This window comes from Aquibium pacificum (assembly GCF_040839445.1).
GTDB lineage: Bacteria > Pseudomonadota > Alphaproteobacteria > Rhizobiales > Rhizobiaceae > Aquibium > Aquibium pacificus.
Genome location: NZ_JBDPGJ010000001.1, coordinates 1,055,235 through 1,075,647, shown reverse-complemented (window position 1 = coordinate 1,075,647; position 20,413 = coordinate 1,055,235). Strand labels below are relative to the sequence as shown.

The window sequence follows — 20,413 nt, the reverse complement described above, 5'->3', positions numbered from 1 at the left end:
TCCTAGCTTTCCTTCTTGACCGGATTGACGCGCAGCGAGAGTTCACGCAACTGCGTCGGCGACGCCTCCGACGGCGCGCCCATCAGAAGGTCCTGCGCCTGCTGGTTCATCGGGAACATGGTGATCTCGCGCAGGTTCTTGGCGCCGACCAGAAGCATGACGATGCGATCGATGCCGGCCGCCATGCCGCCATGCGGCGGGGCTCCGTACTGGAAGGCGCGGTAGAGGCCGCCGAAGCGCTCCTCGACAACCGTATGGTCGAGCCCGACGATGCCGAACGCCTTCACCATCACCTCGGGAAGATGGTTGCGGATGCCGCCGGACGCGATCTCGAAGCCGTTGCAGACGAGGTCGTACTGGTAGGCCTTGATCGACAGCGGCTCCTCGGTCTCCAGCGCCCCCAGCCCGCCGCGCGGCATGGTGAAGGGGTTGTGGCCGAAATCGATGCGCTTTTCCTCCTCGTCCCATTCGAAGAAGGGGAAGTCCACGATCCAGGCGAGCGCGAAGCGGTCGCGGTCGACGAGGTTCAGTTCCTCGCCCGCCCGCGTGCGGGCAGCACCTGCGAAGGGGTAGAATTTCTTCGGGTCGCCGGCGGCGAAGAAGCAGGCGTCGCCCGGCTTGAGGCCGAGTTGCAGGCGCACGGCCTCCGTGCGCTCCTCGCCGATGTTCTTGGCGATCGGGCCGGCGCCCTCGACCTTGCCGCCCTCCTCGCGCCAGAAGATGTAGCCGAGGCCGGGTTGACCCTCGCCTTGCGCCCACGAATTCATGCGGTCGCAAAAGGCTCTGCTGCCGCCGGTCGGCGCGGGAATGGCCCAGACGGCCGCCGCGGGATCGTTGGCGAGGATGTTGGCGAACAGCTTGAAGCCGGAGCCGCGGAAATGCTCCGAGACGTCCTGCATCTCGATCGGGTTTCTGAGATCCGGCTTGTCGGAGCCGTATTTCAGGATCGCCTCGTCATAGGGGATGCGGGGAAACTCCTGAGTGACAGGCTTGCCGTTGGCGAAGGCCTCGAAGACGCCGCGCAGCACGGGCTCCATGGTGCCCAGCACGTCGTCCTGCTCGACGAAGCTCATCTCGAGGTCGAGCTGGTAGAATTCGCCCGGCAGCCGGTCGGCGCGCGGGTCCTCGTCGCGGAAGCAGGGCGCGATCTGGAAGTAGCGATCGAAGCCCGACATCATGATGAGCTGCTTGTACTGCTGCGGCGCCTGCGGCAGCGCGTAGAACGTGCCGGGATGGATGCGCGAGGGCACCAGGAAGTCGCGCGCGCCCTCGGGCGAGGACGCGGTCAGGATCGGCGTCGAATATTCGGTGAAGCCCACCTCCGCCATGCGCCTTCGCATCTCGGCGATGATCTTCGTGCGCTGCACGATGTTGCGATGCAGCGTGTCGCGGCGCAGGTCGAGGAAGCGGTACTTGAGGCGGATGTCCTCGGGATAGTCGGGCTCGCCGAAGACGGGCAGCGGCAGTTCCCTGGCGGAGGAGAGCACCTCCATCTCCTGCGCGAAGATTTCGATCTCGCCGGTCGGCAGGTTCGGGTTGACCGTCTCGCGCGTGCGCGCCTTGACCTTGCCGTCGACGCGGATGACCCACTCGCCGCGCAGCTTCTCGGCGGTCCTGAATGCGGGCGAGTCGGGGTCGGCGACGATCTGGGTCAGGCCGTAATGGTCGCGCAGGTCGATGAAGAGAAGCCCGCCATGGTCGCGGACGCGGTGGACCCAGCCGGACAGGCGCACGGTCGAGCCCTCGTCGGACTTGCGGAGTTGGGCGCAGGTATGGCTGCGGTAGCGGTGCATCGGAAATCCGGTCTTCTCGAGGAACGGTGACGGGGCCGTCGGCGCGACGCGCCCGGCCCCTCGAATCCGCGCGGAAAAGCGCATGCAGGCCGTCTTTTGTCAAGGATGCGACCCGAAGGCCGAAACCCTGCCGCATTCTCAACCGAATAGGGTCGCGTGGTACAATAAGCCTGTGGCGGCGCGGTCCCTCATTCGCACCCCATTCGCTTCAGCATGCAAAGTTTCGATGTCCGCCATCCGGCCGCTGATCCCGCTCCTCATCGCCGCCGGCATCCTGCTTGGCGGCAACGGCCTGCAAGGCACCCTGATCGCGCTGCGCGGCGCGCAGGAGGGGTTCGAGCCGTCGACGATCGGTCTGATGGGGACGTCCTATTTCGGCGGCTTCCTGCTCGGCTGCCTGGCCGTCACCCGCATCCTGAAAGCCGTGGGGCATGTGCGGGCCTTCGCGGCGCTCGCCGCCATCGCCTCGGTGGGCACGCTGCTCCTGGTGCTTTTGATCGATCCGCTCGTGTGGTCGGCGATCCGTTTTGCCAGCGGCTTCTGCTTCGCCGGCCTCTTCACGATCATGGAGAGCTGGCTCAATTCCGGCGTCTCCAACGAGAGCCGGGCGCGCGTGCTGGCGCTCTACCGCATCATCGACATCGGCTCGGTGACGGGCGCGCAGTTCCTCATTCCGGCCATCGGTGCGGACGGCTTCGCCATCTTCGCGGTGATGTCGATCATGATCACGCTGTCGCTGGTGCCGGTCTCGCTCGGCGACCGCTCGAACCCGACGCCGCCGGAGGACGTCAGGCTCGATCTCGGGCGCGTCTGGCGGATCTCGCCGCTCGGCTGCATCGGCTGCATCGCGGTCGGCGTCACCAACAGCGCGTTCCGAACGCTGTCGCCCGTCTATGCCGAGGCGATCGGCATGTCGGTCGCCGACATCGTCATCTTCGTCAGCGCCGGCATCATCGGCGGCGCCATCATCCAGTATCCGCTCGGATACCTCTCCGACCGCTGGGACCGGCGCAAGGTGCTGCTCCTGACCACCGCCGCCTCGCTGGGCGCCGCACTCGCCATCGCGACGGTGGCCGGGACCGACCGGCTCATGAACTTCGCGCTGGTGTTCGTCTTCGGCTCCTTCGCCATGCCGCTGTTCTCGCTGTCCGCCGCACATGCCAACGACCGCGCCGGAAAGGGCGAGTTCGTGCTCGTGAACGCGGCGCTGATGCTCTTTTATTCCTTCGGCGCGATCGGCGGCCCGATCGCGGCGTCGGCCGCGATGCAAGCGCTCGGGCCGCGCTATCTGTTCGTCTTCTCCGCCGCCGTCTACGTCGTCTTCATCGGCTTCATCCTCTACCGCATGGGCGCACGGGGCGGGGTGCCCGCGGCACGGCGCGGGCGGTTCACGGCGCTGTTGCGGACCTCGACGGTGTTTTCTCGGCTTGCAAGGCGGGGCGGGGAACGGCGGGGGACGAAGGACGCGGGGGATTTGCGGGGGGATGGGGGCTAAAGGTGGGGGTGTGGCGTTAACCGGGCCGGCAGGCAACTACCCCGTTGCGGCCATTTGCTTTGGCAGCTTGAATTTCCAATACCTGACGTTGCTACGTCGCCACCTATCGACCAGACTAGCGTGAACCATTTGCTAGGACGTTAATATCCGAGTCTTAATAGTCTCACGGTTGAAAGATAGGCTTGCTCAGACGAAGGCCGAAGTTGAACTCGTACTTTTGGAGTTGGGCAATCATTGGAGTGTACATCGAGTCAATTCCAGACAGGCCATGGAGAGGTTCTCCGAATTGTTACTTATGAACGAGATCAAGAAAGGGTAGGTCTAGCATGGCAATAAAACACGCTATCTGGAAAGTGGGAGCGCAGCCCCAAGCGTTGTCGATTGCGTCGCTATCTACCGAGCAGATCTTCGAGGACATGATCGTAGCCGCGCCAGAAATTCTATCGGACGAGTGGATGCTCATTGGCCGACAAATCAACTGCTTCAGTGGCCGCATCGACCTTCTCGCAATCGCTCCAGACGGAGCGCTCATCCTCATCGAGATGAAGCGGGACCGCACGCCGCGCGAGGTAGTAGCCCAGGCGCTCGACTACGCCTGCTGGGTGGAGGGTCTGGCCAGCGAAGACATTGCCGCTATCTATGCGCGCTTCGCCCCAGGTCGACGACTGGAGGACGACTTCCAAGACCGGTTCGGGCAGACACTCGACGAAGAAACGCTCAACGACAGCCACCAGATCATTGTCGTGGCAGGATCCCTCGATGAGAGCAGCGAGAGGATCGTGGGCTATCTCAACGCGCGTGGCATTGCCATCAACGTGCTCTGCTTTCAGGTCTTCCAACTCGGTGAGCAACAACTTCTCAGTAGGGCCTGGCTGATTGATCCGGTAGAGACTCAGACGAGTGCTGCCGTGAAGACGGCTGGGCCTAAAGAGCCTTGGAATGGTGAGTTCTATGTCTCATTTGGCGAAGGCAACTCGCGGTCGTGGGAGGACGCGGTCAAGTACGGCTTCATTTCTGCCGGTGGCGGGCCGTGGTACAGCCGCACGCTGAACTTACTTTCCCCCAATGACCGCGTTTGGGTGAAAATACCTGGCTCTGGATTTGTAGGCGTTGGTCGAGTGCTCGGACCGCCAGAGGCTGCGGCCAATTTCAAGGTTCAGACCGCCGATGGAGAACGTCCGGTCTTGGAGGTTGCCATGGGTGGCAATTACCACCGAGAGTTAGCCAATGACCCAGAGCGCTCAGAATACTTTGTCCCTGTGGAATGGACGCAGGCCGTTTCCAAGCATCATGCGGTGAATGATATTGGTCTCTTCGGCAATCAGAACACCGTCTGCCAACCAAAGACACCCAAGTGGCGTCACACGGTTGAGGTGTTGAAGCAGCGGTTCCCAGATTTTGACGGGACCCCATTAGGGTCACGCGGCGTCAATCAACAATAATCGACCGGGAGCAAGGCGTGCCTAAAGTGATCTGTGAGACCGAGGACTTTCCCTATGGGTCGGCGATCAACGGATGGTCTGAACCGACTTTGACCTGGGACGAGGTCTTGTGGGCAGCCATCACTGTTGGGCGACCGAATCGACATGCTGTTGTTCAGCATGGGGTGCCCTCAATGTACGAGGCCATTTTCCGGTGGTCCCTGATCAGGATGGCGCTTGAGCAACGCGGGGTGGGCGGAACACGCTTCTGGCGAACGGCTGCGCTCAAGACGCTGGACCCGACCGAAAAGGGAGCGGTGAGTTATTTCCTAGGTATGACATTCTGCAAGGCAATGGCTGCGAAGCGCTTGAACACTCCATGGCTGATACACCTCGATGTTTTCCGGCCTCAGTTGGACCCTGTGCTGCGGGGAAGGTCTAGACCTGATCTCGTCGGCAAAGAGCTGGGTGCCAACATCTGGCACGCGTTTGAGAGCAAAGGTCGCGCAAGTCCTCCCAACAACGGCGCGAAAGCAAAAGCAAAGCAGCAGGCCGAAAGGCTCGTCAGTATCAACGGCATTTCATGTAGTCTGCATGTTGGCGCTATCACCTTCTTTAAGAATGATGCCGTTCAATTTTACTGGGTCGATCCCTCTCCGGACGAAAAACGAGAGATACGCGTGCCGTTCAATGAGAATGCTTGGCGCGCCTACTATTTTCCGGCCTGGCAGGCGATCAACTCCGCCCTCTCTGATGGATCCGGTGCTGATAGCGCGGTTTTCTCAGCTTTTCTGCCGGAGTTGGACATCAAAGTTGCTTTGCATCCAGTCGTCGCGAGTCACCTAGCCAATGAGGCATGGGGAGAGGCGCAGAGGGTAGCAGAGGAGCGCCGAGAGGAAATGGCGGCTGAGGGGTATCGCCCAGATGGGTTGATGGTCAGAGCTGGCGACAGTTGGCTTCGTCGCTTTGACGAAGGTGTCGACATCGATGGCTAAGTCAGGCAGCTATCCACATAAGCACGCCAAAGCTAGCTGACTGCTGTCGGCCCCAATTAATCCAGTCGTCGAACGTCTGCTTTGCTTGTCGGCTGATCCGGAAGCAGACTGTCCGCAAGCCACCCCCCTTCCCGTCTCCGTCCCCGCCCTCCCCGTCAGATTCCCGTCACAAGATGAAGACTCTTCGCCTTCGATATCCTAAAAACCACGCATGCACCTGATCACCTCCCCCGACGAGCTTGCCGCCGTCATCGCCGAACTCTCCAGATCCCACTTCGTCACCGTCGATACCGAATTCATCCGGGAGACGACGTTCTGGCCGGAGCTGTGCCTCATCCAGATGGCGGCGCCGGGGGTCACGGCGCTGGTCGATCCGCTGGCGCCGGGCATGGACCTCGCCCCGTTCTTCCAGCTGATGGCCAACGAGCGGGTGACCAAGGTCTTCCATGCCGCGCGGCAGGACATCGAGATCATCTTCCATCGCGGCGGGCTGATCCCGCACCCGGTGTTCGACACGCAGGTGGCGGCGATGGTCTGCGGCTTCGGCGACAGCGTGTCCTACGAGCAGCTTGTGCAGAAGATCACCGGCGGGCAGATCGACAAGTCCTCGCGCTTCACCGACTGGCGCCACCGGCCGCTGTCGGAGAAGCAGCTGACCTATGCGCTGGCGGACGTGACCTTCCTGATCGACATCTACCAGAACCTGCAGGGCGAGATCGACAACGAGGGCCGCGCGCACTGGCTGAAAGAGGAGATGGAGATCCTCACCGCGCACCGGACCTACGATCCCCATCCGGAAGACGCCTGGAAGCGGCTGAAGATGCGCATGCGCAAGCCGCTGGAACTGGCTGTGCTCCAGTCGGTGGCGACGTGGCGCGAACTGGAGGCACGCGAACGCAACGTGCCGCGCGGGCGCGTCATCAAGGACGACGCAATCTACGAAGTCGCCCAGCAGCAGCCGCGCGACGCCGCCGCACTGTCACGGTTGAGGGGCATTCCCAAGGGCTGGGAGCGTTCCTCCGCGGCGGCCGGGCTCCTGGCGGCGGTCAACGCGGCGCTGGCGATCCCGAGCAATGAATTGCCCAAGCTGCCCAAGCAGAGCCATGCGCCGGAAGGATCGGCGGCGGCGGCGGAGCTTCTCAAGGTCCTGCTGAAGCTCGTTGCCGAGGACCACAACGTCGCCGCCAAGATGCTGGCATCGAGCGACGACATCGAGAAGATCGCGGCCGAGGGCGAGGACGCCGACGTGCCGGCGCTGCATGGCTGGCGGCGCGAGGTCTTCGGCGACAAGGCGCTCAAGCTCGTGGGCGGCGGACTGGCGCTGCGGTTCGAAAAGCGGCGCGTGGCCGTCTTCGAGCCCTGAGGCACGACCGGCCGCTCAGTCGCCGACGCGCATGTCGAGCGTCTTGCCGGTCAGTCTCGCGAGTTGCTGGAGCCGTCCCTCCGGCCGCTCGCCCATCAGGTCGGCGTGGGACTTCGGCACGACGAGCGTGATGCCGCCGCGGTCGTTGATCTCCCATTTCAATCGGGGAATGACGCCGGGCATCGAAGCCGAAAAGAGGTAGATGACGCGCAGGATGCCGCCGAGCAGGCGCGCGCGGTCGAGGTAGCGCTGCGTGGCGAGCGCGCGGATCTGCGGCGCGGCGGCATCGTCGAACAGCCCCTCGTGCCGGTAAAGGTTGGCCAGCGCGATATAGGCACGCCCGGGATGATCGATGCCGAAAAAGGCGCCATGGGCGATGATGTTGAGCGACTGGATCCCGCGATAGTCGGGATGCGCGCGCCAGCCGATGTCGGCCATGAGGCAGGCGGCGCGGCGGTAGCGGGCCTCGTCCTCCGTCTCGTCCATGCCGAAGGCGGCGAAGGCCGAACCCGTCCATTCCGCCAGTTCGCGCGCATGCGTGGCCGAGCGCGCGCGCAGGACCGCCAGTTCGTCGGCCGCGGAGATGAGCGGATCCTTGGCCTTCTCCGCCTCCTTAAGCAGCGAGAAGAGATAGCCCTCGCGCACGCCCAGCGCGGATATGACGATCTTGCCGGGCTTCATCAGCGTGACGATGTGGTTCAGCACGGTCGCGCCGTAGGCGAGAAGGCCGCGGCGGTTTTTCGAGACCCGGTCGATGCCCTTCAGCTTCTCGATGTCGCCGCGCGCGACGCGCTTGAGGAAGGTGGCGGAAGCAGCGACGTCCATCTCGTAGTGGTGCATGACATGCAACGGGTAATCCGTCGCGTTCATGTGCAGCCTGGCGAGGTTACGCCACGTGCCACCGACGCAGTAGAAGTTGCGGCCCGCACCGTTCTTCAGCAGCGATGCCCGCGCCAGTTCGCGCCTGGCGATGCGCCCGGCCGCGGCCACGGAACCCTTCGACATGTCCTGCAGGCGAAGGCCGCCGAGCGGCAGCGTAATCCCGTCGCCGATCTCCTCGCCACGAACGTCCACGAGTTCCAGGCTGCCGCCGCCGAGATCGCCCGCGATGCCGTCGGCCGGGTGGAAACCGGAGATCACCCCGAGCGCGGAATAATGGGCTTCCTCCCGGCCGGAGAGGATCCTGATCTTCGTGCCGAGAATATCCTCGGCGCGACGGATGAAGTCGGGACCGTTCTCGGCCTCGCGCGCCGCGGCGGTCGCGATCACATGAAGCTCTTCGGCGCCCGCCTGTTCCGACAGCGCGCGAAAGCGGCGGAACTCGTCCACCGCCCGGCGGACGGCGTCGGGATCGAGCCGGCCGGTCGAGACGATGCCCTTGCCGAGGCCGGCCAGCATCTTCTCGTTGAACAGGACGGTGGGCGCGCGGGCGATGCCCTCGTAGACCACGAGGCGGACCGAGTTCGATCCGATGTCTATGATCGACAGGGGACGGCGGTTCTGCAGCCGGCCCTGGGAATGTGCAATCATCAGGAAGCGACAGCTTTCGCTTTCTTGCGCCGGCCATGGCGGACGATGCGCTTGGGCGCGTTGGATTTCAGAGCCATTCCTCGTCCTGAAAGGCTTGGATTGGTCATGAAATATTCCTGCGCGTTGAAAGGTTCCTCGCCATCCTCCGGCGTCATGCGGCGCGAGGTGCCGTCGGGCAGTACTTCGAAACTCTGCTGGTTGTCCATGATGTTTCCGAGCATGATCTGGTCGAGCACCTGTTCATGCACAGTCTGGTTCGTGATCGGCACCAGCGTCTCGACCCTTCGGTCCAGATTGCGCGGCATCATGTCGGCCGAACCGATGTAGACGAGCGCCTCGTCCGAAGGCAGCCCATGGCCATTGCCGAAGCAGAAGACCCGGCTGTGCTCGAGGAACCGCCCGATGATCGACTTGACCCTGATATTTTCCGACAGCCCCGGCACCTGCGGGCGCAGGCAGCAGATGCCGCGGATGACGAGGTCGATCTCCACGCCGGCGCTGCTGGCCTCGTAGAGGGCGTCGATCACCATCGGATCGACGAGCGCGTTCATCTTCATCCAGATCTGCGCCGGCCGGCCGGCCCTGGCGTGACCCGTCTCGTCGTTGATGTGCTTCAGGATGCGCTGGCGCAGCGTGAAGGGCGAGACGGCGATGCGCATCTTCTCGGCCGGCTCGGCATATCCGGTGATGAAGTTGAAGATGCGCGTCACGTCCTGCGCGATCGCCGGATCGGTCGTGAAGTAGGACAGGTCGGTGTAGATGCGCGCCGTGATCGGGTGGTAGTTGCCGGTCCCGACATGGACGTAGCTCCGCAGACGCCCCTCCTCCCTGCGCACGACCAGGGAGAGCTTGGAATGCGTCTTCAGTTCCATGAAGCCGAAGACCACCTGCACGCCGGCGCGTTCGAGATCGCGCGCCCAGCGGATGTTGGCTTCCTCGTCGAAACGCGCCTTCAGTTCCACGAGCGCGGTGACCGATTTGCCGGTCTCGGCGGCGTCGATCAGGGCGCGCACGATCGGGCTGTCGTTCGAGGTCCGGTAGAGCGTCTGCTTGATCGCCACCACTTCGGGGTCTGCGGCCGCCTGGCGCAGGAACTGGACGACGACGTCGAAGGATTCGTAAGGGTGGTGGACGACGATGTCCTTTTCCCGGATGGACGCGAAGCAGTCGCCGCCATGGTCGCGGATACGCTCGGGAAAGCGCGGATTGTAGGGCTTGAACTTCAGGTCGTCGCGCGGAATGGCGACGATCTCCGAAATCTGGTTCAGCGCCAGGGGGCTGTTCAAGAGGCTCACGCGTGTGGCCGAGACGCCGAGTTCGCCGGCGACGAAGGTGCGCAGCGGGTCCGGAATGTCGCGGTCGAACTCGATGCGGATCACGGACCCGCGCCGGCGCCGCTTCAGCGCGGTCTCGAAGAAGCGCACGAGATCCTCGGCCTCTTCCTCGATTTCGATATCGCTATCGCGGATGATACGGAATGTCCCCGTCCCCTTCACCTCGTAGCCGGGAAAGAGCTTGTCGACGTGAAGGCCGACCACGTCCTCCAGTGAAATGAAGCGGATGGAGCGGTCGCCGTCGGGAAGCCGGACGAAGCGCTTCAGCGCGACCGGCAGCCTGAGCAGCGCCGTCATGTGCTCGCCGCTCCGGAGGTTGCGCAGGTCGAGCGCGATCGAGAAACCGAGATTGGGGATGAACGGGAAGGGATGCGCCGGGTCGATCGAAAGCGGCGTCATCACGGGATAGATCGCGTCGTTGAAGTGTTCCTCGAGCCAGCCGCGCTCGGCATCGGTGAGCCCGTCGCCGCGAACCAGACCGACGCCTTCGCCATCGAGCAGCCTCAGCAACGCGGAAAAGCTCGCCTGCTGGTCTTCCTGAAGACGGGCGACCTCCCGCAAGAGCTGTTCGAGCTGCTGCTCGGGCGTGCGCCCGTCGGCGCTCAGCGTCGAGATGTTTTCCCGCACCTGGCCCGCCAGGCCCGCGACGCGCACCATGAAGAACTCGTCCAGATTGGCGGCCGAGATCGACAAGAAGCGGACGCGCTCGAGCAGCGGATGGTTCGGGTTCTGCGATTCTTCCAGGACGCGGCGGTTGAACTGGAGCCACGAGAACTCGCGATTGACGAAACGGTCGGGGTTGCCCTCGGCCATCTCGGGGCCGGTCGGGACCTCGCGCTGGAACTCGCTGGGTGCCGGCGTGAATAGATTCATGTCGATGCCTTGCTCCTTGCGGCGCCTGCGGGTGGCGGTGAAGACCCGTGCCGAACCGCAGTAGCGGCACAGTGTGACAACAGATAGCACGGACTTGCAAACAGGCCGATAATGATACAAACGCTGGGGCGCGTCACCAAGATCACCATCCCCGCAGGAGACGACGATGGCCGGGTACACGATCCCGCATTTCCAGAACGACGCCGGACATCATTCCATCGACATCGGCGTCAAGGAATTCATGTGCACGGGCGCGACCGAGCCCTTCGACCATCCGCATGTCTTCCTCGACATGGGCGACGACAGCGAGATCGTGTGCCCCTATTGCTCGACCCTCTATCGCTGGGACGCCTCGCTCAAGGCCAGCGAGACACGGCCCGAGGGATGCCTCTACCTGACGCGCGCGGCCTGACGCGGCAGAGAATTCCCGCGTGACGGCGGAGAGCCGCCCGAAGACCATCCTCATCGCCGGAGCCGGAATGGCCGGCCTGACGTCGGCGATCGCCTTCGCGGCGCGCGGGCATTCGGTGCGCGTCTTCGAGAAGGCGCCGCGGCTGGAGGAGGTCGGGGCCGGCCTGCAGCTCTCGCCCAACGCGACGAAGATCCTCGACGAACTCGGCGTGCTCGAACTCGTCCGCCCTGCCTCGGCGCGACCCGAGGCGATCGTCCTGCGCGACGCATATGGCCTCAAGGAGATCGCGCGGGTCCCGCTCGGAAATTTCGCCGAGAAGCGCTGGGGCGCGCCCTATCTGACCGTCCACCGGGCCGACCTCCAGAGCGCGCTCGTGTCGCGGCTGCGGCGCGAGAGCGGCGTGGAACTGATCACCGGCGCACATGTGCGCGACCTCGCCATTCATTCGAAGGGAGCGACGCTGTCCATCGACGAGGGCGGGCGGATACTGGAGGCGTCGGGGGACCTGGTGGTGGGAGCGGACGGCGTCTGGTCGACCCTGCGCGGCGATGAGGGTGCCCGGCAGTCGTTCACCGGTCTCACCGCATGGCGCACCACGATCCGGCGCGGGGAGCCGCACGGCTTTTCCGAAGGGATGATCGCCGGAGACGTCGTCACCGCCTATTTGCATCCCCGCTTCCACATGGTGGCATATCCGATCCGCGGCGGAGCGGCCGTCAATCTCGTCGCGATCACGAAGGGCACACGCATCGCGCCGTCATGGTCAGCCGGGGCGGACAGCGGCGAACTCGCCCGGGATCTTGCGGTCGCGCCGGGTCTCGCGAAGCTGGCCGAAGGTGCGGGAAGCTGGACCAGATGGCCGCTTCATGTCGTCGACCCGCGCGGCCCCTGGATCAGCGAACGCGGCATTGCGCTGATCGGCGACGCCGCGCACGCCATGACGCCGTTTGCCGCGCAGGGCGCGGCCATGGCGATCGAGGACGCGGCGGTGATTGCGGGGCTGGTGGACCGGCACGGCGACGACCTGCCCGCAGCGCTTGCCGCCTATGAGCGGCAGCGCAGGCCGAGGATCGCTCGGGTGGCGCGGCGCGGCGCGTTCAATCGCTTCGCCTGGCACGCGGCGGGACCGATCGCCATCGGACGCAATCTCGTGCTTGCCATGCGAACGCCGGAGCGGCTCGCCGCCGACTTCGACTGGCTCTACGGCTGGGATCGCACGACGGCGAAGGATTGACGGGCAGGCGTCAGTCCGGATCTCCGGTGCTGGGCTGAACGCCCACGTGCAAGGCGAGCGACCATTCCAGGAAGACCGGCAACGGGGTCCACAGTCCGGTTCGGATGCCGGCGGCTCGCAAGGCCGACGCCGTCCACACATTGCAGCCCGCAAGCGCGTTGAACCAGCCGCGGGCCTCGTAGAAGAGATCGTCGTCGCCATAGCCGGGCGCCGCGACGCGCAGGCCGCCTGCACCGGTGTCGAAACTCCCGACCGTGAAATCGAGCAGAGCCTCGAAGGAAGGCTGATCGAGGTCGAGAACGGTCACCGCGGGATGTGCGAGCGAGATGTCGCCCATGACCGCGACATGCATGACTGAACTGTCGAGCGTGAAGGCGCGCAGCACCGGCATAGGCTTCAGGTCAGCCCAGCTCGGGGTTTCAACATAGAAGGACCGCCCGCCCCAGCCGAGCACCAGCCATCGCGCACCGGGCGCGTCGATCGGCAGTCCGTCCGCCGCCATCGCCGCGAACCGCGCCACGACGTCCGGATCGGCTGGCAACGCGATGTCCGTGTGTATTGGATTCGACAATAGAAGCACGGTCCGGAGCGGCGTATCCTCCTCTATTGCCCGTGTCGGCGACAGGAGCGGGCGGGGAACGAGGATGCCGGCCGCGACCGCGACGAACGCCGCCGCGACGACGAAGAGGGCGAGACGAAGCGGCCGGCGCATGCGCCGCATCCGGGCGGTTCCGGCGCCGGCCCGGGCTCAGTGCAGGATCTGGCTCAGGAACAGCTTGGTGCGCTCGTGCTGCGGGTTGTCGAAGAACTCGGCCGGCGTGTTCTGCTCGACGATCTGGCCCATGTCCATGAAGATCACGCGGTTCGCAACCTGCCGCGCGAAGCCCATCTCGTGGGTGACGCACAGCATGGTCATGCCCTCTTCCGCGAGCCCGACCATCGTGTCGAGCACTTCCTTGATCATCTCGGGATCGAGCGCGGAGGTCGGCTCGTCGAAGAGCATTATGCGCGGGTTCATGCAGAGCGACCGGGCGATCGCCACGCGCTGCTGTTGGCCGCCCGACAGCTGGCCCGGATACTTGCCGGCCTGCTCGGGGATCTTGACGCGGGTGAGGAAGTGCATGGCGATCTCGTCCGCCTGCTTCTTGGGAAGCTTGCGGACCCAGATCGGCGCCAGCGTGCAGTTCTCCAGGATGGTCAGGTGGGGGAACAGGTTGAAGTGCTGGAACACCATGCCGACCTCGCGGCGCACCTCGTCGATCTTCTTCAGATCGTTGGTGAGCTCGATTCCATCGACGATGATCCTGCCCTTCTGATGCTCTTCCAGCCGGTTGATGCAGCGGATCATCGTCGACTTGCCCGATCCCGAGGGACCGGCGATGACGATGCGCTCGCCGCGCATGACCTTCAGGTTGATGTCCTTCAGGACGTGAAAGTCTCCGTACCACTTGTGCATGCCGACGATCTCGACGGCGACGTCCGTGTCGGAGACCTCCATCTTGGTGCGTTTGACAGCCGTGTCGTCGGCCGGAGCCGCATTGTGCATAGCCATCGAGGTTCCCCTTTATCGTTGTTCCATGGCTGTTGACGGGAATTGTCTATCGTTTGTGGCCGGTGTCCAGCAGCCTTTCCATGAAGATCGAGTAGCGGGACATGCCGAAGCAGAAAAGCCAGAAGATGAAGCCGGCGAAGACCAGCCCCGTCATCGGCGTCTGCGGCGAGGCCCAGGCGGCGTCCGAGAAGTTCTGCCGAACGATGCCGAGCAGGTCGAACATGCCGATGATCGACACAAGGCTCGTATCCTTGAAGAGACCAATGAAGGTGTTCACGATACCGGGGATGACGAGCTTGATCGCCTGCGGCAACACGATCAGGTACATCTTCTGCCAGTAGCCGAGGCCGAGCGAATCCGCGCCCTCGTACTGGCCCTTCGGGATCGCCTGAAGACCGCCGCGGATCACCTCCGCCATATAGGCGGATGCAAACAGCGATACCCCGACGAGCGCGCGCAGGAACTTGTCGAAATTGACGCCGGCCGGAAGGAAGAGCGGGAACATGACGCTCGCCATGAACAGCACGGTGACCAGCGGAACGCCGCGCACCGCCTCGATGAAGATGACGCACAGCATCTTCACCACCGGCATCTTCGATCGCCGCCCCAGCGCCAGCACGATACCGAACGGCAGGGAGACCGCGATGCCGACGAAGGAGAGCACCAGCGTCACCAGCAGCCCGCCCCAGACCGAGGTCTCGACGTATTCCAGCCCGAACCAGCCGCCGACGAGCAGGAAGAAGGCCACGACCGGGAAGACGAAGAAGAACAGGATGGCGTTCAGGCCCTTGCGCGGAGCGCTTGGCATCAAGAGGGGGATCAGCAGGGCCACGAAGATCGCCGCCACCAGAAGGACGCGCCAGCGTTCGTCGATCGGGTAGCGTCCGAACATGAACTGCTCGAACTTCGCGCCGACAAAGGCCCAGCAGGCACCGGACCAGCCCTCGGGCTGCACGCCGCCCTGCGCCACCGTGGCGCAGACGGAACGGTCCGCTCCGGTCCACTGGGCGCTGATGAAGGCCCAGTCGATCAGCGGCGGAACGACCAGCGCGACGATGACGAGCCCGATGATCGTCAGGACGATGTCGGCCGGGGTCGACACGAGATTGGTGCGCATCCAGCGCACCAGCCCCCTCTCGCTGATCGGCGGAGGCTGGTTCGCGATCATTTCGGCGCGAACGAACGAGAGATCGTGCTCCTGCATGCTCGTCTACCGCTCCACCAGCGCCATTCGGGAATTGAACCAGTTCATGAACACCGACGTGGTCAGACTGAGCCCCAGATAGACCACCATCCAGATCGCCACGACCTCGATCGACTGACCCGTCTGGTTGAGGATCGTGCCACCAATGGCGACGAGATCCGGATAGCCGATGGCGACGGCCAGCGAGGAGTTCTTGGTCAGGTTGAGGTACTGGCTGGTGAGCGGCGGGATCACGATGCGCATGGCCTGCGGCACGATCACCAGCCGCAGCGCCTGCCCGGGTCGCAGTCCGAGCGCGAAGGAGGCTTCCGACTGGCCGTGCGCGACGCCCAGAATGCCCGCGCGCACGATCTCCGCGATGAAGGAGGCGGTGTAGAAGGAGAGAGCCAGGTAGAGCGACAGGAATTCCGGCTTGACCGTCCAGCCGCCGTTGAGGTTGAACGTTCCGAGCACCGGATACTCGAACGAGAGGGGAGCTCCCATCACGAGAAAGGCGAGGATCGGCAGCCCCAGGATGAGCCCGACGGACGTCCAGAAGACCGGAAAGGTCTGTCCCGTCGCCATTTGCCGCGCATGGGCGCGCCGGGCGACAAACCAGGACATGGCGATCCCCAGCACCAGCGCCAGCGGAATGAGCCAGGCGCCTTCGCCCCAGATCGCCCGCGGGAAGAAGAAGCCGCGGCTGTTGAGGAAGCTGTAGAGCGGCAATTCGATGGAATCGCGCGGCAGCGGAAGGACCGACAGGACGCCGAGATACCAGAAGAAGATGACGAGCAGCGGCGGGATGTTGCGGAAAACCTCGACATAGACGGTGCAGATCCGCGAAATCAGCCAGTTTTTCGAGAGTCTTCCGATGCCGATCAGGAAGCCGACGATGGTGGCCGTGAGTATGCCGACGAACGCCACCACCAACGTGTTGAGGAGACCGGTGACCAGCGCGCGGCCGAACGTCGAATCCGGAGTGAACGGGATCAGCGAGACGGCGATGTCGAAGCCCGCGCGGCTGTTGAGGAAGCCGTAGCCGGACGAGATGTTCGCCCGCCGCAGGTTGTCTATGGTGTTGCCGACGATCCAGGCGACGAAGACGAGGAGGCCGACGAAGACCACCACCTGGAATACGACGGATCGTACCTTGGGATCGTAGAGGAGCGACGAACGGGCTGAACCGTGGTCGCCAAGCGTTTCCTGGGAAGCCATCGGATACCTTTCAGAAGGCTCCGGGAGGCGGATTGCGCCTCCCGGGTCCGGTGACTTTCCTCAGCGGATCGGCGGCGCGTACATGATGCCGCCCTTGGTCCAGAGCTGGTTCAGGCCGCGGGCGATCTTGAGCGGCGAACCCGAGCCGATGTTGCGCTCGAAGCTCTCGCCATAGTTGCCGACGGCCTTCACGATATTGACGACCCATTCCTTGTCGAGGCCGAGACCTTCCGCGAGCGTCGAATCGGCCTCCTGGCCGAGAACGCGCTTGATCTCCGGATTGTCGGAACCCTTCATTTCCTCGACGTTCTCCTGCGTGATGCCGAGTTCCTCGGCGATGATCATCGCATTGAGCGTCCACTTGACGACGTCAAACCACTGGTCGTCGCCCTGGCGCACTGCGGGGCCGAGCGGCTCCTTGGAGATGATCTCGGGCAGCACGACGTGATCGTCGGGCGCGGAGAGCGTCAGGCGGATCGAATAGAGGCCGGACTGGTCGGTGGTGTAGACGTCGCAGCGGCCCGAATCATAGGCGGCGTTGACCTCTTCCAGCTTCTCGAAGACGACCGGGTTGTATTCCATGTTGTTGGCACGGAAGTAGTCGGCCAGGTTGAGCTCGGTGGTCGTGCCTGTCTGCACGCAGACCGATGCGCCGGAGAGCTGCAGCGCCGAGTTCACGCCCGGAAGGTTCTTGGCGTTGATCATGAAGCCCTGGCCGTCATAGTAGTTGACGCCGGCGAAGTTGAAGCCGAGGGCGGTGTCGCGGCTGAGAGTCCACGTCGTATTGCGCGACAGCATGTCGATTTCGCCCGACTGAAGCGCGGTGAAACGCTCCTTGGCGGTCGTAGGCGTATACTTCACCTTGGTTGCGTCGCCGAAGACTGCCGCAGCGACTGCCTTGCAGATGTCCACGTCGAACCCGGCCCACTCGCCCTGGTCGTTCGGAGAGGCGAAGCCGGCGAGGCCGGTGTTGACGCCGCATTGGACGAAGCCTTTTGCCTTCACGTCGTCGAGCGTCGCGGCCGAGGCCGCCGATGCGGCGAGCCCGAGGGCCGCTGCGCCGAGTACGCCGGTCAAGATCGTCGTTTTCATACCTGAAACCCTTTTTCTGTTCCCGGGGTTTTCCCCGGATTGTTACCCTCGCGGAAGTCTTTCGCAGCCCCCGTTAACCCCCGGCGGCAGCGCACCTCTTCAGCGCGCCTCCCTGCAGCTCCCGTCCGCGCATCGAAGGCGATTATTACCAATTGGTCAAGGGTAAATGGCTGAATCCGGCCGCTTAGTCCGTGCGGGAGCGGCGGTTTCGAGCCCGCCTGGACGGATTCGGCCATGGTGCCCATCAAAGCGGCGGGAGAAGCCCGATCCGCGGGCAAAGCCCCCTGCCCTCGATCGTGCCTCGGAGCCGACCTGATCCGTCGCGCACCAATATTGCGCTGGCTTCGCCGCCGCATTATGGCTTGCCGCAAAGACGTTTCCAGGGACAGGACATGGAAGGCAAAGGCGAAACAAAGCCGGGTATCAACACGCGCCTCGCGCATGCCGGACACGACCCGCGTTCGTTTCACGGCTTCGTCAACCCGCCGGTCGTGCATGCCTCGACGGTGCTGTTTCCCGACGCAGCCACGATGGCCGCGCGCAACCAGAAATACACCTACGGTACACGCGGAACGCCGACGACGGACGCGCTGGCCGATGCCATCAACGAGCTGGAAGGCTCGGCCGGAACGATCGTGGTTCCGTCGGGGCTCGCGGCTGTCACGATCCCGCTGCTGGCGTTCCTCTCGGCCGGCGACCACGTTCTGATTGTCGATTCGGTCTATCACCCAACAAGGCGTTTCGCCGACACCATGCTCACGAGGCTCGGCGTCGAGGTGCAGTACTACGACCCTCTCGTCGGCGCCGGGATAGCGGCTCTGATGAAGCGGAACACCAAGGTAGTGTTCACCGAGTCGCCGGGCTCGAACACGTTCGAGATGCAGGATATTCCCGCCATCGCTTCGGTCGCCCGGGAGCGCGGGGCCGTCGTCATGATGGACAATTCCTGGGCGACGCCCGTCCACTTCCGGCCGCTCGACCACGGTGTCGACATCTCGATCCATGCGGCGACCAAGTACCTGGCCGGGCATTCCGACGTGCTCATGGGGACCGTTTCGGCAAACGAGCGCTGTTGGGCACAGTTGCACGAGACGTTTCTGACCCTCGGGTGCTGTCCTGCCCCCGACGACGTCTATCAGGTGCTGCGCGGGCTGCGCACTCTGGGCGTGCGGCTGGAGCGGCACCAGAAGAGCGCGCTGGAGATCGCGCGCTGGCTGGAAGGTCAGCCGGGCGTAGCCCGGGTGCTCTATCCGGGGCTCGAGAACGATCCGGGGCATGCGATCTGGAAACGCGATTTCTCCGGCGCCAGCGGCACTCTTTCGATCGCGCTCGACGGTGGCGGAACGAAGAATGCGCACGCCTTCCTCGATGCCCTGAAACTGTTCGGCCTCGGCTACTCCTGGGGAGGTTACGAGAGCCTCGCAGTTCACGTCTCGCTGCGCGACCGGACCGTCACAAAGAACGATTACGAAGGGCCGTTGATCCGGCTTCAGATCGGGATCGAGGACGTCGCGGACATCAAGGCGGATCTGGCGCGGGGCCTGGCGGCGGCGCGGGCGGCCGGAGACGGCCAAGAGGCATAGGCGCGACGATAGACACCCATACGGAGAGTGACGCTCCCTCCGATTGCACGCAACTGCCCCTATCGGGCGGCTCGGACCTTTCTGCGCTGTTCAGCGATCGAACCTGATCTCGCGGGTACCCGTCCGGCGGAGCAGTCCTGCAAGGGCAAGCAGGACGGCACCGGTTGCCGCGAGCGCCCATAGCGAGCTCGAGAATCCGCCGCTCCGGTCCGAGAGCAGGCCGATCACGGTCGGGCCGAGAACGCCGCCGATCTCAGCCGCGACGAAGAACATGCCGCCGAGCAGGCCATGCCGTTCGCCCTTGATGCCCGGCAGTTCGAACAGGAGCAGCATGACGATCGCGGTGGCCGAGGTGCGCGCGATCCCCAGCAGCACGAGCGACACCACCAGCGTCGACCCGGGCGGCAGCAGGAGGAGAAGGCTGGCGACCGACATGCCGACGAAGATCAGCGCGATCAGCGCCAGCCGCCGCCCGGCGACTGCGAAGCGCGGTACGACCAGTGAACCGGCGATGCCGACGATCTGCGTCAGCGACGCCCAGGTTCCCGCCTCGTCGGCCGACAACCCCTTGGCGCGAAGGATTTCCGGCAGCCAGTTGTTGATGCCGTGATTGACCAGGAAGATGCCGACCCCCATCGCCAGCAGGATCTGAACCGCGGGCGCGCTGAGGAGCCGGCCGGCCGAGCGCAGGTCGAAAGCGCGGTATGCCCTCCCGCCGGCTACGGTGCCCGGATTGGTCAGCGGATGGCTGGCGATCACGAACCAGATGGCCCCGGCCCCGAAAGCCATGGCGGCGTTGGCGAACATGACCATGCGCCAGTCCTGGTCGAAGAGAGGCATCAGAACGCTGGTCATGAGCGCCAGCGAGGCGGCGCTGCCGAGCGCCGGCCCGGACGTGTAGATGCCGATCGCGGTTCCGCGGCCGCGCCCCTCGAACCATTTTGCCGTAAGCTTCGGCGCGCCGACCGAGATCAGCGGTCCGCCGACGCCGAACAGGCCGACCGCAGCGAAAAGGGACACCTCGTCCCAGGCAAGTCCGCGCAGAAGCGCCGAAAGGCCGACGAGGGCGCTGCCGACCAAAAGCGACCAGCGCGGCGTCAACCGGTCGAGGAGAATGCCGCACGGGATTGCGGCGCCGATATAGACCAGCGGCCACGCGCCGAGGATCGCTCCCATTCCGGTGTTGGAAATGCCTAGTTCGGCGCTGATGACGGGAATGAGCGGCGCCATCGATGCCGCGACGAGGCCGAAGCAGAAATAGACCAGCCAGATGCCGCCGAGCAGAACCCAGCGGTATCCCGGGCCGGCGTCGCGGCCGATTTCCCCCGGCAAGGC

The 20,413-nt window shown here is 64.5% G+C and carries 16 protein-coding genes; 7 read left to right on the top strand and 9 right to left on the bottom strand.

The genetic code is table 11. From position 1 onward, the window contains the following. Positions 1-2 precede the first annotated feature (2 nt). Positions 3-1,793: an aspartate--tRNA ligase gene (gene aspS / locus ABGN05_RS05200; RefSeq protein WP_367952910.1), complete on the bottom strand. Its 1,791-nt coding sequence runs from the start codon at positions 1,791-1,793 to the stop codon at positions 3-5. 226 nt (positions 1,794-2,019) lie between these two features. Between aspS and ABGN05_RS05195 the strand changes: the two genes are divergently transcribed. From ABGN05_RS05195 to rnd, 4 genes are all read left to right on the top strand, one after another. After that, positions 2,020-3,288: an MFS transporter gene (locus ABGN05_RS05195; RefSeq protein WP_367952909.1), complete on the top strand. Its 1,269-nt coding sequence runs from the start codon at positions 2,020-2,022 to the stop codon at positions 3,286-3,288. Positions 3,289-3,614: 326 nt separating this feature from the next. Then, a complete protein-coding gene (locus ABGN05_RS05190; protein ID WP_367952908.1) occupies positions 3,615-4,730 on the top strand; it encodes a DUF8606 domain-containing protein in 1,116 nt (371 codons plus the stop codon). Positions 4,731-4,747: 17 nt separating this feature from the next. Further along, entirely contained in the window at positions 4,748-5,704 is a 957-nt protein-coding gene (locus ABGN05_RS05185) for a hypothetical protein (protein ID WP_367952907.1), read from the top strand. Between the two features lie 211 nt (positions 5,705-5,915). After that, positions 5,916-7,067 (top strand): ribonuclease D, encoded by a 1,152-nt coding sequence (gene rnd, locus ABGN05_RS05180; RefSeq protein ID WP_367952906.1) that lies wholly within the window; start codon positions 5,916-5,918, stop codon positions 7,065-7,067. Positions 7,068-7,082: 15 nt separating this feature from the next. Here the strand turns inward: rnd and ppx are convergent, their stop codons facing one another. Together ppx and ABGN05_RS05170 are read right to left on the bottom strand one after the other, a co-directional pair. Beyond that, a complete protein-coding gene (gene ppx, locus ABGN05_RS05175; RefSeq protein ID WP_367952905.1) occupies positions 7,083-8,597 on the bottom strand; it encodes an exopolyphosphatase in 1,515 nt (504 codons plus the stop codon). Further along, entirely contained in the window at positions 8,597-10,744 is a 2,148-nt protein-coding gene (locus ABGN05_RS05170) for an RNA degradosome polyphosphate kinase (protein WP_367953155.1), read from the bottom strand. The genes ppx and ABGN05_RS05170 overlap by 1 nt, the downstream gene beginning before the upstream one ends. Positions 10,745-10,970: 226 nt before the next feature. Here ABGN05_RS05170 and ABGN05_RS05165 point away from each other — a divergent pair, with 226 nt between their 5' ends. Then, entirely contained in the window at positions 10,971-11,216 is a 246-nt protein-coding gene (locus tag ABGN05_RS05165) for a zinc-finger domain-containing protein (RefSeq protein ID WP_367952904.1), read from the top strand. A gap of 19 nt (positions 11,217-11,235) precedes the next feature. Continuing rightward, positions 11,236-12,450, top strand: a complete 1,215-nt coding sequence (locus ABGN05_RS05160; RefSeq protein ID WP_367952903.1) for an FAD-dependent monooxygenase — start codon at positions 11,236-11,238, stop codon at positions 12,448-12,450. A 10-nt stretch (positions 12,451-12,460) separates the two neighbouring features. Here ABGN05_RS05160 and ABGN05_RS05155 read toward each other — a convergent pair whose 3' ends face one another. From ABGN05_RS05155 to ABGN05_RS05135, 5 genes are read right to left on the bottom strand one after another with little or no spacing between them, the layout of a single operon-like run. After that, entirely contained in the window at positions 12,461-13,162 is a 702-nt protein-coding gene (locus ABGN05_RS05155; protein WP_367952902.1) for a TIGR02117 family protein, read from the bottom strand. A gap of 36 nt (positions 13,163-13,198) precedes the next feature. After that, a complete protein-coding gene (locus tag ABGN05_RS05150; RefSeq protein ID WP_367952901.1) occupies positions 13,199-14,002 on the bottom strand; it encodes an amino acid ABC transporter ATP-binding protein in 804 nt (267 codons plus the stop codon). A 46-nt stretch (positions 14,003-14,048) separates the two neighbouring features. Further along, on the bottom strand, positions 14,049-15,206 hold the full coding sequence (locus ABGN05_RS05145; protein WP_367952900.1) for an amino acid ABC transporter permease: 1,158 nt from the start codon (positions 15,204-15,206) through the stop codon (positions 14,049-14,051). Positions 15,207-15,212: 6 nt separating this feature from the next. Further along, the gene (locus tag ABGN05_RS05140; RefSeq protein ID WP_367952899.1) at positions 15,213-16,403 is read right to left on the bottom strand and encodes an amino acid ABC transporter permease; all 1,191 of its coding nucleotides are present in this window, start codon (positions 16,401-16,403) and stop codon (positions 15,213-15,215) included. A gap of 60 nt (positions 16,404-16,463) precedes the next feature. Then, entirely contained in the window at positions 16,464-17,495 is a 1,032-nt protein-coding gene (locus tag ABGN05_RS05135; protein WP_367952898.1) for an amino acid ABC transporter substrate-binding protein, read from the bottom strand. Positions 17,496-17,887: 392 nt separating this feature from the next. Here ABGN05_RS05135 and ABGN05_RS05130 point away from each other — a divergent pair, with 392 nt between their 5' ends. Continuing rightward, positions 17,888-19,078, top strand: a complete 1,191-nt coding sequence (locus ABGN05_RS05130) for a cystathionine beta-lyase (RefSeq protein WP_367952897.1) — start codon at positions 17,888-17,890, stop codon at positions 19,076-19,078. A gap of 90 nt (positions 19,079-19,168) precedes the next feature. On the opposite strand, the gene ABGN05_RS05125 is transcribed toward ABGN05_RS05130, so the two are convergent. Next, complete coding sequence (locus ABGN05_RS05125; RefSeq protein ID WP_367952896.1) at positions 19,169-20,410, bottom strand: MFS transporter; 1,242 nt, start codon at positions 20,408-20,410, stop codon at positions 19,169-19,171. Between the last annotated feature and the right edge of the window lie 3 nt (positions 20,411-20,413).

What these genes read in the sequence shown, in the direction of transcription:
- aspS (WP_367952910.1), bottom strand. Translation starts at nt 1,793, where the DNA reads ATGCACCGCTACCGCAGCCATACCTGCGCCCAACTCCGCAAGTCCGAC.
- ABGN05_RS05195 (WP_367952909.1), top strand. Translation starts at nt 2,020, where the DNA reads ATGTCCGCCATCCGGCCGCTGATCCCGCTCCTCATCGCCGCCGGCATC.
- ABGN05_RS05190 (WP_367952908.1), top strand. Translation starts at nt 3,615, where the DNA reads ATGGCAATAAAACACGCTATCTGGAAAGTGGGAGCGCAGCCCCAAGCG.
- rnd (WP_367952906.1), top strand. Translation starts at nt 5,916, where the DNA reads ATGCACCTGATCACCTCCCCCGACGAGCTTGCCGCCGTCATCGCCGAA.
- ppx (WP_367952905.1), bottom strand. Translation starts at nt 8,597, where the DNA reads ATGATTGCACATTCCCAGGGCCGGCTGCAGAACCGCCGTCCCCTGTCG.
- ABGN05_RS05170 (WP_367953155.1), bottom strand. Translation starts at nt 10,744, where the DNA reads ATGGCCGAGGGCAACCCCGACCGTTTCGTCAATCGCGAGTTCTCGTGG.
- ABGN05_RS05165 (WP_367952904.1), top strand. Translation starts at nt 10,971, where the DNA reads ATGGCCGGGTACACGATCCCGCATTTCCAGAACGACGCCGGACATCAT.
- ABGN05_RS05155 (WP_367952902.1), bottom strand. Translation starts at nt 13,162, where the DNA reads ATGCGCCGGCCGCTTCGTCTCGCCCTCTTCGTCGTCGCGGCGGCGTTC.
- ABGN05_RS05150 (WP_367952901.1), bottom strand. Translation starts at nt 14,002, where the DNA reads ATGGCTATGCACAATGCGGCTCCGGCCGACGACACGGCTGTCAAACGC.
- ABGN05_RS05145 (WP_367952900.1), bottom strand. Translation starts at nt 15,206, where the DNA reads ATGCAGGAGCACGATCTCTCGTTCGTTCGCGCCGAAATGATCGCGAAC.
- ABGN05_RS05140 (WP_367952899.1), bottom strand. Translation starts at nt 16,403, where the DNA reads ATGGCTTCCCAGGAAACGCTTGGCGACCACGGTTCAGCCCGTTCGTCG.
- ABGN05_RS05135 (WP_367952898.1), bottom strand. Translation starts at nt 17,495, where the DNA reads ATGAAAACGACGATCTTGACCGGCGTACTCGGCGCAGCGGCCCTCGGG.
- ABGN05_RS05130 (WP_367952897.1), top strand. Translation starts at nt 17,888, where the DNA reads ATGGAAGGCAAAGGCGAAACAAAGCCGGGTATCAACACGCGCCTCGCG.